Source organism: Spirosoma montaniterrae (assembly GCF_001988955.1).
Taxonomy (GTDB): domain Bacteria; phylum Bacteroidota; class Bacteroidia; order Cytophagales; family Spirosomataceae; genus Spirosoma; species Spirosoma montaniterrae.
Map to the genome: position 1 here is coordinate 5,336,407 of NZ_CP014263.1, position 14,166 is coordinate 5,350,572.

The window sequence follows — 14,166 nt, forward strand, 5'->3', positions numbered from 1 at the left end:
AAAGCCGCATAGCTATAGACACACTGAGAGCTATGCGGCTTTCCTGCCACGCTACAACTAACAGCCCGCTCGATCAGCTACGAGTACTGTAACGGAGCAAGCGGGTTTAATGGATGAGAACGGGAGTAACGCAGAATGGTGCTTACGGTGCTTTCGCGGGGTTGCCGCTCAATTTTGTTCAGCAACGCACGAAGCTCAAGCGCGTCCAGAAAGAACGTCATTAATTCCGGCTCGGTCATAATTGCGTCTTCGATCAGCAGACTTTCTTCGGGCGAAGTCTCTTCGTAGACATACCGGATAACATCATCTTGGGTAAAGGTTTTTGTCATAACTCGGCGAACGTTTGCTTAGTTGCTTACGCAAATTGATTAACGCGTAACGCATACGTCCCAAAGCCGTGTTAATACTGACGCCGGTCGCATCGGCAATTTCCTGGAAACTCATTTCCTCGTAATGCCGCATGATCAACACTTGACGTTGCTGTTCAGGCAATCGCTGAATCAGTTCACGCAAATGCTCGTGTGTTTCCTGCCTGATTTGGAGCGATTCAACCGAATCTTCCGAAAATTCGAGCGTATTGAACACACTGCTTCCGTCTTCAAACACCACATTGGGGTAGCGTTTATCTCTTCGGAAATAGTCAATTGCCAAGTTGTGAGCGATCCGAATGATCCAGGGTAGAAACTTGCCTTCCTCGTTGTATTTACCCGATTTTAGCGTGTCTACGGCTTTAATAAACGTATCCTGCATTAAATCTTCCGCCACGTACTGATCCTTGACAATCAAATAAATGGTGGTGTAAATCTTCGACTTATGCTTTTGTACTAAACGAGCAAAGGCTTTCTCATTACCACGAATGTACAGGGAAATCAACTCACTGTCGTTTACCTGGGCTTTTTCCATTTTCAGTAAGACAATTAGGTAACGTAGAGTTGTGTTCCGATAGTGTATGTGGTTTGAGTTTTTACTGTGAAATTATTTGCGGCTATAAAAATAAGAAGAATATACGTTGAGTTGCAAATATACAAGGCAAAAAATTTGCCAATCAACGCTTCCGCAACATGAAATTATGCGTTTCTACTCCAAAATTTATCCAATGACACGCCCATTGAGGTTATAAACGAGTGTACGCACTCAGTGATTTGACAAAGACATGAGCGAATAGTTTATAAGCCCCGTAAAAATAGCTGAACTACGGGCAACTACAAGATTCTTTTATATTGACCGTCGGTTCCGTAGTTTTGGCCCGTAGGTATCCAACTGTATCCACGTAACATCTGATGTTAGCGAAAACTTTCGGCGCGGCTGTGTACGGCGTCAACGCCACCATTATTACCATTGAAGTCACCGTTAGTCAGGGACTTCATTTTTTTATGGTCGGCCTGCCCGACAGTGCCGTGAAAGAGAGCGAGCAGCGCGTTGAAGCCTCGCTCAAGCACCTCGGCTACCGAATGCCCCGTCAGAAAATTGTGGTCAACCTGGCTCCTGCCGATATTCGTAAAGAAGGCTCAGCTTATGATCTGCCTATCGCGCTCTGCGTCTTGCAATCGTCCGAACAAATTAGTCCTCAGCGCAATTTAGACGATTACGTTATTATGGGCGAGCTTTCGCTCGACGGACGGTTGCGGCCAATTAAAGGCGTCTTGCCTATTGCCATCGAAGCCCGTAAACGCGGCTATAAAGGATTCGTGCTGCCTATTGAAAATGCTCCCGAAGCCGCTATCGTTAATAACTTAGACGTTATCGGCGTCGAAACCTTGCAGGATGCCGCCGAATTTATTTCGGGTAAAAAAGACATTGAACCACTCGTGTGCGACACCCGCGATTTATTTCAAAGTCAGGTAAACGGCTACGAAGTCGATTTTTCGCACGTGCAGGGGCAGGAGAATATTAAGCGGGCCATGGAAATTGCGGCTGCGGGCGGACACAACGTAATTATGATTGGTCCGCCGGGTGCGGGCAAAACCATGCTCGCCAAGCGATTGCCCACTATTTTGCCGCCTTTAACCTTGCAGGAAGCACTCGAAACCACCAAAATTCACTCGGTAGCGGGTAAGCTCGGCACCCGTGCTACGCTCATTGCCACCCGACCATACCGCGCCCCGCACCATACAATCTCCGACGCGGCTTTGGTAGGTGGTGGGAGCTTTCCGCAACCGGGCGAAATCTCGCTGGCGCATAACGGCGTGCTGTTTTTAGACGAACTGCCCGAGTTTAAACGCTCGGCACTGGAGGTGATGCGGCAACCCCTCGAAGACCGCAAGGTGAGCATCTCACGGGCTAAATGGGCAGTAGAGTTTCCGGCGAGTTTTATGCTCATCGCCAGCATGAATCCTTGCCCGTGTGGCTACTATAACCACCCTGAAAAAGAGTGCGTTTGCGCCCCCGGACTGGTACAGAAATACCTCGCCAAAATCAGCGGCCCCCTGCTCGACCGGATCGACCTGCACGTAGAAGTAACACCGGTTTCGTTTGATCAAATGACTGCCAACCGCCCCGCCGAACCCAGCGAAGCCATTCGGGCGCGCGTGATTCGGGCGCGTGATAGTCAAACGGCACGATTTGAGAAGCAGAGCGGCATTTATTCCAACGCCATGATGCCGTCGCAGATGGTGAAAGACGTTTGCCAGATTGGCGACGCGGGCCGTGCGCTGCTCAAAACGGCAATGGAACGGCTGGGGCTGTCGGCCCGCGCCTACGACCGCATCCTGAAAGTCTCGCGCACCATTGCCGACCTCGCCGGTTCGGAGGAAATAAAAATTGAACACCTGGCCGAAGCCATTCAGTACCGGAGTTTAGATCGCGAAAATTGGGCAGGGTGAAATCGGGTTTGCCGAATAGATGCGCTACCTTTGTTTAGTCGTCTCGGCGAACCCTTTCGGACGCAGGGGCGTTTCCTTCATTACCTGACTGACAATCAATTCGCTTTTCGACACTCCGCGCAATGAGCGACGCCATCAAACACGAATGCGGTATTGCCCTCATCCGGCTCCGTAAACCATATCAATATTACATTGATAAGTACGGTTCGGCCCTGTATGCCGCTAATAAACTTTACCTGCTCATGGAAAAGCAGGTGAACCGGGGCCAGGATGGAGCCGGTATTGCCAATATCAAACTCGATGTGCCGCCCGGCCACCGCTACATCAGCCGGTATCGTTCTGTAGATCAGCGGCCTGTGACCGATATTTTCGAGAAGGTCAATAAGAAATTCCGAAAGTCTATTAAGGGTAATAAAGACAAAGCTAAAGATGCGCATTGGCTTCAGCAGAATGTAGCGTTTACGGGCGAAGTCTGGATGGGGCACCTGCGCTACGGTACTCACGGAGCCAACGAAATTGAGAATTGCCACCCCATGTTGCGGCAGAGCAATTGGCGTAGCCGCAACCTCGTTATGGCTGGTAACTTCAACATGACGAATGTAGACGGGTTGTTCAATAAACTCGTCTCACTGGGGCAGCACCCGAAAGAGAAGGTCGATACCGTAACGGTGATGGAGAAAATCGGCCACTTTTTAGACGAAGAGAACCAGCGCGTATTCGACCGGTTCAAGGGTATTTACGAAAACCCCGATCTGTCGGATATTATTGAAGATAATCTTGATTTACAGCGGGTTTTGCACCGTTCGTGCCGTGATTTCGATGGCGGCTACGCTATGGTTGGGATGACGGGCTATGGCGCGGCTTTTGTGGCCCGCGACCCCGCCGGTATTCGCCCGGCCTACTACTACGCCGATGATGAAATCGTGGTGGTAGCCTCGGAGAAACCAGCGATTAAAGCGGCTTTCAACGCCGAATACAGTGCCATCCAGGAAGTAAAGCCCGGCCATGCACTTATCATCGACAAATACGGCGAATACGGCGAGTATGAATTTATTAAGCCGTTAGAGAAAAAGTCGTGTAGTTTCGAGCGTATCTACTTTTCCCGCGCTACCGATCCCGACATTTATAATGAGCGCAAGCAGTTGGGGAAATTGCTGATTCCGCAGATTCTCAAAGAAATCGATTACGACCTCGAAAACACGGTCTTCTCCTATATTCCGAATACGGCTGAAACGGCGTTTTTCGGGATGGTTGAGGGCCTGGAAGAGTACCTATACAAGCAGCGGAAAAAAGCCATCATGGAAGGTATCCTGTTCGAGGAAGAACTCGACCGGGTATTGTCGTTCCGGCCCCGTATCGAAAAATTGGTCTCGAAAGACGTAAAACTTCGCACGTTTATTACCGATGACACCCAACGCGATGATATGGTGTCGCATGTGTATGATACAACGTTCGAGGTAATCAAGAAGGGTAAAGACAACGTGGTGGTGGTCGATGATTCTATTGTGCGCGGCACCACGCTTGAAAAGAGTATTTTACGAATGCTCGACCGGCTCGGCCCCAAACGGATTATCATTGTCTCGTCGGCCCCGCAGATTCGCTTTCCCGACTGCTACGGCATCGACATGTCGAAATTCAAAGAGTTTGTTGGGTTCCGGGCCGCGCTCGAACTGCTGCGCGACCGGAGTCAGGAGTACCTGATCGATGAGGTGTATGCCCAATGCGTGGCTGCCATCGAATCGGGTAATGCCATGAAAGAAAATTATGTAAAAGCTCTGTTTGAGCCGTTTACCCACGAGGAGCTGTCGGCGAAGGTCGCGCAAATTGTAACGCCCGCCGACCTGAAAGCCGAAGTGTCTGTAGTGTATCAAACGGTCGAAAACCTGCACCGGGCCTGTCCCAACCATTCGGGCGACTGGTATTTTACGGGCAATTATCCTACGCCCGGCGGTAACAACGTGGTGAATCAAGCCTTCGTCAACTTCATGGAAGGCAAGTTAGTCAGGGCGTATTAAAGTTTGAACCAGGATTAGCCAGAATTATCAAGATTAAACAGGATTCTACGCTGCGCTTAACTGCTAAGCTGGCTTGTTGTTTCTGTTTAATCTTGATAATTCTGGCTAATCCTGGTTCAGATTACTTTTTCCAGCCTAACGCCAACACATTTTTAGCGACGTTTTGGCCGTTGGCTAATCCCTGCTCGTTGCCGTGCCGGAAGTGAATGCCGCCGTAGAGCCGTGAGAGTGCCGCTTCGGTGCTAAATTCTCTAAATGATTTAAACGACCGCGTACCTAAACCCCGCTTCTCGTGCGACCGGTCGGTAAAGGCGTAATTAGCCCCAAACATATCTTCCAGAACGGTAGCTACTGCTGCCGACCCGCTCGAGTGTCCTGATGTATATTCCGGGAAAGGGGGCGTAGCTAATAAGGGTTTCCAGGCCGGGTCGATGGCCTGATTAATGTACGTAACAGGCCGCAGTAGATTAAACTTGTACTTGCAACGCCAGCAGCATATAAATGCATCAGTAGTTGCCAGGCCCACTTTTGCGTAGGTTTCGGCGGCTTTCGCCAAATTGGCTTTTTCCTGCTGCAATACCTGTGTGGCAATGGAAAGGCCGTGGCCCGGTGGGGTAAAGGTTTTGACCGGATCGTCGGACCAGAACAGCGCAATTGCCTTTTGCTCAGCCGTTAAGTTTTTACCGGTCGCATAAACTTCCAACGCCTGTGCAAAAAATGGCGACGAAACCTGGGTTGAGTAAGTAAGCGGCCCTACCGGATCGGTGGTGGCGTTTATGCGAACAAATGTCCGGTTGTTGCCCCACGTTGGCTGCATAGGAATCAACTGCGCACTGGTGGGTCGCCAAAGCCCGGCCCCCGTTGGCACTACGTAGTTACCTGGAAAATTACGCGTGTATCCTTCATGGCCGCCATCGGTTTTCGAGTAGTTGAAAATAGCCTCGCCAATGCTCTTGCCAAACGCCGTTGAGCGCGAAACAACGGCTTCGGCTACACCCGTTTTCAGTTCGCTGGCTAATGCCGTTTCGAGCGAGTCGATAGTTTTTTTATTGGCATCGGTGGTGTTGGCCCACAAGCCGCGCACGATGATTGCTTCGGCAGCATTCGCGCTGAGTGCCCAGTGGTACTCCTGCGCTGCTTCTGGGTTTGGCAACGCCGTTAGCCCCGTAAGCTGACCTGCCAGCGAACGATTGGCAGGCATACCCGGCACAGTAGCTTCGTAGAGCGTCAGTCCAGCGTAGCCAAACGCTCTCGATGTTATGGGGGGCGTATTACCTGCCGTAGTTTGAGCCAGTTTCAATTGTAAATTGGCCCATTTGGTGGCTACATCGGCAGAAAACTGATCGGCAGTTTTGCCTGGAGAGGGTGCAGGCGTAACAGCATCGTCGGGCTGCATCCGGCAGGCTTGCAGCAGTGTCAGCGCACCCAGAACCCATAATCTTGTCTGGCTGCGTGGTTGTTGGCGAACTCGATGGGTATAGGGTTTGAGTAGGGTTTTCTCCATAATCAGTTGGCAGATGCTTGAGTAGAAATGAATTTCGGTGAGACTCTAAATGAAGCATTTAGCAAAATCTCTGCCAAAATCCCTGTCGATAACAGTGATGGTATGATGAGAATCCGGAAAAGCTATGTGTGGTGTTGATGGCGGCTTTTGCCGTACATTTGAGTAACAGAACAAACGCTCCCTTCCTCAATGCGTATTCCTGAAGAAACCGTCGAACGGATTCGCCAGTCGGCGGATATTATCGAAGTTATCAACGATTTTGTCTCGCTCAAAAAGCGCGGCAGTAATTACATTGCCTGCTGCCCGTTTCACAATGAAAAAACGCCTTCGTTCAACGTAAATCCTGTTCGGCAAATTTACAAATGCTTTGGTTGCGGCAAAGCAGGTGATGCTGTCAAGTTCATAATGGACATTGAGAACATCGGCTACGGCGATGCGTTGCGGTATCTCGCTAAAAAATATGGCGTCGAGATTGAAGAGCAGGAACAAACGCCCGAAGAACTGCTCCGGCAAAACGAGCGTGAAAGCCTGCACATTGTACTGAATTTCGCCAAAACCTACTTTCAGGAAAATCTGCAAAACACCGACGAGGGCAAGAGCATAGGGCTGAGCTACTTCCGCGAGCGCGGATTCACCAACCCAACTATCGACGCCTTCGATCTGGGCTACAGTTTAGACCTTTGGGATGGTCTGCTTCAGGAAGCCACCCGCCGGGGCCACAGCCGCGACCTGCTCGAAAAAGCCGGCCTGATTCTGACTAAAGAGAATAACAAGGTATTCGACCGATTCCGGGGGCGGGTAATGTTTCCGATCCACAACGTATCGGGGCGGGTTATTGCCTTTGGGGCGCGAATTCTGAAGGCCGATAAAACCCAGCCTAAGTATCTCAACTCGCCCGAAACGCCGGTTTATCACAAAAGTCAGGTTCTGTATGGCATTTTTCAGGCCAAACAGGCCATTCGGCAGGAAGACGTATGTTTTCTCACGGAGGGTTATACTGACGTAATTTCGCTGCATCAGGCCGGCATTAAAAACGTGGTGGCCTCGTCGGGAACCTCGCTCACAACCGAGCAAATTCGACTCATTGCCCGTTTTACGCCCAATGTTACCATCTTGTACGACGGCGATGCGGCTGGCATCAAAGCTGCCCTGCGCGGCTTAGACATGGTGCTTGAAGAGGGCCTGAACCTGAAACTGCTGCTGCTACCCGATGGCGAAGACCCGGATAGTTACGTTCATAAGGTTGGAGCCGATACGTTCAAAGAACACATTCAGAAAAACTCGCAGGATTTCATTGACTTCAAAGCCAAACGCTGGCTAACCGAAGCGGGCGATGACCCAATGAAACGCGCCGAAGGCATTTCAGACGTTTGCGCCAGCATCACGCGCATTCCCGACCATCTGAAACGCCAGACATTATCGCAGCGGGTGGCGCAGGTATTCCACGTTAGTGAACAATCGGTTATTTCAGAAATCAACCGGCTACTCCGGCAACAGCAGGATCAGAAAAAGAAAGAGTTTGACCGAAACGACCGGCAGCAGCAACGCCAGCAAACTACGGCCCCACAGGCACCCGATGCGGCCAGTCTGGAAGATATTAACGCGCTGCTGAACGGGTTGGGTATCGACGCCCCCCCGCCCGACTGGGAGGCCGATACGCCCCACGCTGTGACCTCTCCGGCTGCCCCGCGCCCGGCGACAACTCGAACGTCGTTATCGTACCAGGAAGAGGAATGCATTCGATTGTTGATAAATTATGGCGCACGCGAACTCGAACCGGGTATTACGCTTTGCCAGTATATGCTCGACGAATTGCATGAAATAGATTTTCAAACGTCGCCCTACAATTTGATTTTAACGCTGTTTCGGGAAGCATACAGCCGGGGCGATATTCTAACGTCGGCTGATTTCCTGAACCGTCCACCCGAAGACGACGACGCTATTCAGCAGCAGGCTATTCACCTGACAACTCCGCGCTATGAAATCAGCGACGGGTGGGAGAAGCACGAAATTTTTGTACCGTCGGAAGAAGAAATTAGTATTTTGGCCGATGCGGCTTACCGCAACATTCTTCGTATAAAGAAAATGCTGGCCGAGCAACGAATGGCTTCGCTTCAGCAGCAACTGCATGAAGCCGTTAATTCGCCTGATGACTCAGACCGGCTTATGCTCGAATTTATGCAGATGAAGCGTGTAGAGATGCAAATCTCGCAATTGCTGGGAACAGTGATTTCGGGATAAGCAACCGTAAAAAAAGCCCCGACTCAATGAGCGGGGCTACCTTTATCAAGAGGGAAAGTGAACACTACGCTTGCGCCACCGTTGTGACGGGAGTTGTCAGTTCGGCGTCGATGGCCCGGTTCAGTTCATTCAGCATTCGGGCATGTGAATGGAGCTGTCCGGGTTTAGAGAGTTGGGATGAGCGGCCCGCCCGCTGCCCCGACATGTCGAGCATCAGCGTCAGGAGCGCATCGGTTGAATGTTGCCGCAATATTCTAAGCCGTTGCATTCGTTCGCGGCTGACGGAGGCTCGAATGCGCTTGTTTTTCTCTAATGAATTGATCAGTTCGGTAAGGCCAGTATAGCGTTGACGAAAGCCCTCAGCGGCTAATGCCCAATCCATAATTACATTCTGTATCTCGGCCAATGATGCTTCATAGCCCGACATTGGCATTGCTTCTTCCTGATTCATCTCACAAAAGTCTAAACATGTTTTTGCTGAACTGACGAACGAAAGTAGCCCCGCAATCTTGCTGAAAGCAAGCCCGTATGCGTGAAATCACCATTTTTCCGGACGAAATCACCCAAATAGTTTGAGGAATATGGGTGATTTCGTCCGGAAAAATGGTGATTTCACGCTAACTTATTTGTTAATCCTTGATACGACCTATTAGATTCAAACACCCGATACGGACGCAAACCGCCATGAACGAGTCAACACAGGCCCAGGAGGCCGCCCAGAAATTCGCACTTCGACGCCGGGATTTTTCGATTCTTGTAGCCCAGGCTGAATTATTCAACTGTGAAGTACTTAGCCAGCTATTGAAGGAGCAGGGATATAACGTAGTGGGACGCGCCATTGAGATGGAAGACACCCTGCAACAGATTCGGGTCAAGCGTCCTAAGTGTGTTATTCTCGAATCTGAAATGTCGGGTCGGCGTAGTTTCGATATTGTGCAGCAGATGCAACAGAGCAACCAGCAAACCAAGTTCATACTGTATACCAGTAAGCCCGACCTGCGTTTGGTTGCCAACGCGATGCAGATGGGATTTTTTGGGTTTCTCTATTCCAGCGACGGCCTCGATGAACTCTACCGCTGCTTTCAGATCGTGAGCAGTGGGGGGTGCTATTATAGTAGTGGCTTTATGAATCTGTTGAAAAACTACGGTGTGGAGATAATATCAGAGCAGACACGAGAGGAATTGTCGCGTTTAACCGAGCGTGAGCGGGAAGTCTTACGTATGGTTTCGTGCGGGCATACGTCTAATGAAATAGCTGATCAGTTGGGCATTAGCTACCGAACAGCCGTGAACCACAAGGCACACATTGCTAAAAAATTGGGATTAGATGGATGCCGGCAGTTACCTCGTTACGGAATTGCAGTCAAAAACTATATTTAAGAGGGAGCTAATACCAACGAACCGGGAGCAGGGTCGGTGCCGCTAAGACGCGCGTTGCCCTGCAACCACTCTCGGAACTCGTGCATTCGGGCGCGGGGAACAACAATTTCGAAATTATCGGGGGTGTTTAGCCGAACGATATATTTCCCGTTTTCCCAGTAAGCATAGCTCATAACTGCGTGTCGATTGACAATATAATCGCGTTTAATACGCATAAACTGGGCTGGGTCTAACTCCGTTTCCAGTTCATTGAGTGTTTTGCCAACCAAGTACCGACCTTTTGCCAGCTCAGCGTAGTAGAATCGGTCTTCAATAGTGAAATAGTAAACGTCATTAACTGGAAAGTCGAGTTCGCCACTGGCACCTTTGCCTTTCAGGTGAGCTAAGTAGTTCGAGTTGGTTGGCGGCTGAGGAATCGTTGCCATCAGGGCAATGGCTTTCTCGGTCACTTGGTCGGCTTGTGTTTGGGCAGCTTCCTGAGCCTCTTTACGTTGCTGAAGGTAATCTTTCAACAGGGACATGTTGAGTGCAACATAACCCATGAAAGTAACTGGAAATAGATACTTGAAGTATACAGCCCAAGAAAAGGTATACACTATGTAACTCTGCCAGTATTCTTTAAATGAGTATGTCGGAAACTGCTCCATAACGTAACGTATCGTTTGTGTTACTGGATTGAACAGTGGAAACGATACTAAAAGAACAGGCAGAAAGAAGAGCTGATAACGGGCAATATCTTTCCATTTATTGGCTACCCGGTCTATTTTAAACCATGCGTGAGTCAGATTAAGTAAGAAAATTATGGCACAAAAGGTGAAAAGTTCGGGTAATATCATGCTTCGGGCCAATGCGCCAACGTATGGCATGAAGCCACCTGCTTCGGCCATGAGCCGGACTTTAATATTGTAACCTATCGACCAGGAAACAGCTTCGATCAGCACGATCATACCAATCAGGATCAACACGCCGTTGAGCGGATCGCGTAAAAATTGCCGATTGATTCGAATCTCCTTCATGCTGTCTCTGTAATCAAAATCAGGACTAAGATACCAGTAATAATTTATTATTCCCAATAGCTTATTTAGACATTTTTGGCCGTTGATGACCCTTCGATTGACCGGTAGTTTTGTATCAACAATTCGGCGCAGAAACGCACTGCAACGAAAAGCAAAAACAAAGCAATCAAACCTCAATCAAATACCAGTCATGAAAAAGCAATTCGCCATCAAACTCACGAATCAACTTGCCACTGTTAAGACTGCCATAGCCAAGGCAGAGTCAACAAACAAACTGAATTTTTCTGATGCCGTGTGTTGCAAGGTATACGAAGGTTTCTTCAAGAAGGTTGACAGAGAGCCCGTTTTCACGCTTTAATCAGCACGGACCATGTCAACTGCACGGCAACGCTATCGACAGGAACTGACCCGTTGCGTAGAACACTTCGGGCAGATCGATCTGCAAAAAGAACGTGGTTATCTAATGAAGTTCACCACGTTCTCGGCAAATGTACAAAACATTCTGCCCTACATTTCTCAAAGTGAACATGAAACACTGTTTCGGGAGGTGTTGTTACAGCAAGTCTTCTCGACCTTCGATCAGCAATGCCTATCGGCAGGTGATTTAGTGAAGCTACGGGACGCACAGAAGCTGCTGTCGCCGTCAGATGGGCCGAAAATTTATTGTACATACCACCTTGGTTCGTACCGATTGTTGACAAGTGTGTTGTTTCGGCGGGGCGTCGACTGTGTGCTGCTGGTAGGTAGTAACATGAACCGCAATCAGGGCGATGGAATGCTCGAACATATACAGGCCCTGCGGCAAAAACACGGTTTAACCAACGTATTTCGGGTTGTGGAAGCGGGTAGCCCCTCGGTGGGTCTCACAATTCTGCGCGAGCTAAAAGCGGGTAGGTCATTGATCGTGTACGTTGATGGAAGCCCCGAAACGGCTCCACAGCCAGGCGACGAAGCATCGTTTCTGTCGATTCGGTTTGGTAATCGGCAAGTGCTGGCTCGTAAAGGGGTGGGATACTTTTCGCACGCTGCTGGTGTACCTATCGTGCCTGTGGTGAGTTACCGGGAGCCTGACTTGACGAACGTGCTGCATTGCCTGAAACCAGTAAGACCTATCAGACACAGTGACCGGGAAATGTACTGCCGTGAAGCCATGCAACAACTTTACGACGGACTCTGGGATTACCTGAAACAATATCCAGGGCAGTGGGAAGGGTGGAATTACATTCACTCATTTCTGGAACCACAGACCCATAAGCGTCAACAGGCCAAGCCGACTACAGCGCGTCCAATATTCAACAAAAACCGGTATTCACTGTGCGATTTTGAGCAGGCTCCTGTTCTATTTGATCGACAGTCATACCAAACCTACGAGATAACCGAAGATCTGCGCGATTTGCTCATGAATCTTGATGAGGTCGAATCTGTGGAAGACGTAGTTGGTGTTGAGATTTTTGGAGAGTTAGTAGAAATGGAAGTAATCTGTTAACTCATTCTACAAAAAAACGCACACAGGGTGCTTTCTATTCAGAAAGCACCCTGTGTGCGTTCAACCTGTTTCATAGTAATATTTTACTACGAAACACTGTTCACCTCTATTTCATCACCAGACTTATTTAGAAACTTAAAGTTGACAATTCCGAAGGAACTGTCTTTTACAAGTTTAACCCAAGTCTTGTATTTAACATACCACTGCATTTGTTTTGAGTAAATGCCTTTGGTGTAGTAAGCATACAGAAACGGGTGCATAGTAATTGTAATACCACGTTCGTTCTGTTTGGTTAAAATGTAGTCGAGGTTGTTTTCAATGACATCTGTAACTAACACGCTGGCCTGAATTGTGCCAGTACCACTACAGGTTGGGCAAACTTCGCGTGTAACAATATTCATTTCGGGCCGCACCCGCTGCCGGGTTATTTGCATTAGCCCAAACTTGGTCAGCGGCAAAATAGTGAATTTAGAGCGGTCAGCTTTCATCTCATCGCGCATGATATCCTGAAGCAGCTTTTTATTCTCTGCTTTTTTCATGTCGATAAAATCCACAACGATAATGCCCCCCATGTCGCGCAATCGAAGTTGCCGGGCAATTTCCTTTGCAGCTTCGCGGTTGACGCTGATGGCAGTCGCTTCCTGATCTTCTTCAGAATTCGATTTGTTACCACTATTCACGTCGATAACGTGTAAAGCTTCCGTATGCTCAATAATCAGGTAGCCCCCCCCCGGTAAGCTCACAGATCGCCCAAACAGTGACTTTAGCTGTTTCTCCAGACCAAGAGCCTCAAATACCTTCGCTTTGCCGCTGTAGAGCTTGACAATCTTCTCTTTGTCAGGAGCGATTGTATGAATGTAGTTCCGAATGTCATCAAACGATTCGCGCGTATCGACCGTAATACTCTCAAACGATTCGTTGAGCATGTCGCGCAGAATCGACGACGCCCGATTCATCTCGCCCAACACCCGGTCGCGGGGTTTGGCGTCGGCTAACGCTTTGATGGCCTGCTCCCACTTTTCCAGCGAATTTTGCAGATCGCGGTCAAGTTCTTCAACGTCTTTATCCTGGGCTACTGTTCGTACAATTACGCCGAAATTCTGGGGTTTTAGCGACGACATCAGGCGAAGCAGCCGTGACCGTTCGGCACGGTCAGTAATTTTCTTAGACAGATTTACGCCATCAGAAAACGGCACCAGTACCAAATAGCGTCCAGCAATAGAAATGTCGCAGGAAAGGCGTGGGCCTTTCGTTGAGATAGGTTCCTTCACTACCTGAACCAGAATAGGCATATTCTTGGTCAGGACTTTGTCGATCTTTCCGATCTTCTCGATAGCGGGTTCCAGCTTGCTGCCGTTGAGCCGCCCCGTTGTTACGCGTTTGGCAATTACATCCTTTACCAACCTGGTAAGCGAATTAATATTCGGTCCCAGGTCTTGATAATGCAAAAAACCGTCTTTCTCATGGCCCACGTCCACGAAAGCCGCATTAAGGCCCGACGACAGTTTTTTAACGGTTCCTAAGTAAAGATCGCCAACGGTAAAGCTGCTGTCTAACTCTTCTTCGTGATACTCCAGCAATCTCTTGTTTTGCAAGAGCGCGATCCGATCACCTTTCTGAGTTGAACTGATTACTAATTCATTACTCACAAGATGAATATACGGTTAGAATGGCTGTATAAAAAGAAAGAAGCCGCGTTCGG

Annotated in this window: 11 protein-coding genes; 5 read left to right on the forward strand and 6 right to left on the reverse strand. The window is 49.2% G+C overall.

Features of this window, described 5'->3' with window-relative positions; translation table 11 throughout:
- Nucleotides 1-77: 77 nt before the first annotated feature.
- Both AWR27_RS22955 and AWR27_RS22960 read right to left on the reverse strand, forming a co-directional pair.
- Complete coding sequence (locus AWR27_RS22955; RefSeq protein ID WP_077133347.1) at nt 78-329, reverse strand: hypothetical protein; 252 nt, start codon at nt 327-329, stop codon at nt 78-80.
- Nucleotides 304-903, reverse strand: a complete 600-nt coding sequence (locus tag AWR27_RS22960; RefSeq protein ID WP_077133348.1) for an RNA polymerase sigma factor — start codon at nt 901-903, stop codon at nt 304-306. Before AWR27_RS22960 ends, AWR27_RS22955 begins: the two co-directional genes overlap by 26 nt.
- 377 nt (nt 904-1,280) lie before the next feature.
- On the opposite strand from AWR27_RS22960, the gene AWR27_RS22965 reads away from it, so the two are divergent.
- Both AWR27_RS22965 and AWR27_RS22970 read left to right on the forward strand, forming a co-directional pair.
- Nucleotides 1,281-2,822: a YifB family Mg chelatase-like AAA ATPase gene (locus AWR27_RS22965; protein WP_077133349.1), complete on the forward strand. Its 1,542-nt coding sequence runs from the start codon at nt 1,281-1,283 to the stop codon at nt 2,820-2,822.
- 122 nt (nt 2,823-2,944) lie between these two features.
- Entirely contained in the window at nt 2,945-4,837 is a 1,893-nt protein-coding gene (locus tag AWR27_RS22970) for an amidophosphoribosyltransferase (protein WP_077133350.1), read from the forward strand.
- A 121-nt stretch (nt 4,838-4,958) separates the two neighbouring features.
- Here AWR27_RS22970 and AWR27_RS22975 read toward each other — a convergent pair whose 3' ends face one another.
- Nucleotides 4,959-6,341: a vanadium-dependent haloperoxidase gene (locus tag AWR27_RS22975; RefSeq protein ID WP_077133351.1), complete on the reverse strand. Its 1,383-nt coding sequence runs from the start codon at nt 6,339-6,341 to the stop codon at nt 4,959-4,961.
- A gap of 189 nt (nt 6,342-6,530) precedes the next feature.
- On the opposite strand from AWR27_RS22975, the gene dnaG reads away from it, so the two are divergent.
- Nucleotides 6,531-8,582 (forward strand): DNA primase, encoded by a 2,052-nt coding sequence (gene dnaG, locus AWR27_RS22980; protein ID WP_077133352.1) that lies wholly within the window; start codon nt 6,531-6,533, stop codon nt 8,580-8,582.
- 64 nt (nt 8,583-8,646) lie between these two features.
- Here dnaG and AWR27_RS22985 read toward each other — a convergent pair whose 3' ends face one another.
- Nucleotides 8,647-9,033 (reverse strand): hypothetical protein, encoded by a 387-nt coding sequence (locus AWR27_RS22985; protein ID WP_077133353.1) that lies wholly within the window; start codon nt 9,031-9,033, stop codon nt 8,647-8,649.
- Nucleotides 9,034-9,266: 233 nt separating this feature from the next.
- Between AWR27_RS22985 and AWR27_RS22990 the strand changes: the two genes are divergently transcribed.
- The gene (locus AWR27_RS22990; RefSeq protein WP_077133354.1) at nt 9,267-9,962 is read left to right on the forward strand and encodes a LuxR family transcriptional regulator; all 696 of its coding nucleotides are present in this window, start codon (nt 9,267-9,269) and stop codon (nt 9,960-9,962) included.
- On the opposite strand, the gene AWR27_RS22995 is transcribed toward AWR27_RS22990, so the two are convergent.
- Entirely contained in the window at nt 9,959-10,978 is a 1,020-nt protein-coding gene (locus tag AWR27_RS22995; protein ID WP_077133355.1) for a LytTR family DNA-binding domain-containing protein, read from the reverse strand. The genes AWR27_RS22990 and AWR27_RS22995 overlap by 4 nt on opposite strands.
- A 370-nt stretch (nt 10,979-11,348) precedes the next feature.
- Here AWR27_RS22995 and AWR27_RS23000 point away from each other — a divergent pair, with 370 nt between their 5' ends.
- Nucleotides 11,349-12,464: a lysophospholipid acyltransferase family protein gene (locus AWR27_RS23000; RefSeq protein WP_077133356.1), complete on the forward strand. Its 1,116-nt coding sequence runs from the start codon at nt 11,349-11,351 to the stop codon at nt 12,462-12,464.
- 86 nt (nt 12,465-12,550) lie between these two features.
- Here AWR27_RS23000 and AWR27_RS23005 read toward each other — a convergent pair whose 3' ends face one another.
- Nucleotides 12,551-14,113: an Rne/Rng family ribonuclease gene (locus tag AWR27_RS23005; protein WP_198045068.1), complete on the reverse strand. Its 1,563-nt coding sequence runs from the start codon at nt 14,111-14,113 to the stop codon at nt 12,551-12,553.
- Between the last annotated feature and the right edge of the window lie 53 nt (nt 14,114-14,166).

Coding starts and splice junctions, on each gene's coding strand:
- AWR27_RS22955 (WP_077133347.1), bottom strand. CDS start 329: ATGACAAAAACCTTTACCCAAGATGATGTTATCCGGTATGTCTACGAA.
- AWR27_RS22960 (WP_077133348.1), bottom strand. CDS start 903: ATGGAAAAAGCCCAGGTAAACGACAGTGAGTTGATTTCCCTGTACATT.
- AWR27_RS22965 (WP_077133349.1), top strand. CDS start 1,281: ATGTTAGCGAAAACTTTCGGCGCGGCTGTGTACGGCGTCAACGCCACC.
- AWR27_RS22970 (WP_077133350.1), top strand. CDS start 2,945: ATGAGCGACGCCATCAAACACGAATGCGGTATTGCCCTCATCCGGCTC.
- AWR27_RS22975 (WP_077133351.1), bottom strand. CDS start 6,341: ATGGAGAAAACCCTACTCAAACCCTATACCCATCGAGTTCGCCAACAA.
- dnaG (WP_077133352.1), top strand. CDS start 6,531: ATGCGTATTCCTGAAGAAACCGTCGAACGGATTCGCCAGTCGGCGGAT.
- AWR27_RS22985 (WP_077133353.1), bottom strand. CDS start 9,033: ATGAATCAGGAAGAAGCAATGCCAATGTCGGGCTATGAAGCATCATTG.
- AWR27_RS22990 (WP_077133354.1), top strand. CDS start 9,267: ATGAACGAGTCAACACAGGCCCAGGAGGCCGCCCAGAAATTCGCACTT.
- AWR27_RS22995 (WP_077133355.1), bottom strand. CDS start 10,978: ATGAAGGAGATTCGAATCAATCGGCAATTTTTACGCGATCCGCTCAAC.
- AWR27_RS23000 (WP_077133356.1), top strand. CDS start 11,349: ATGTCAACTGCACGGCAACGCTATCGACAGGAACTGACCCGTTGCGTA.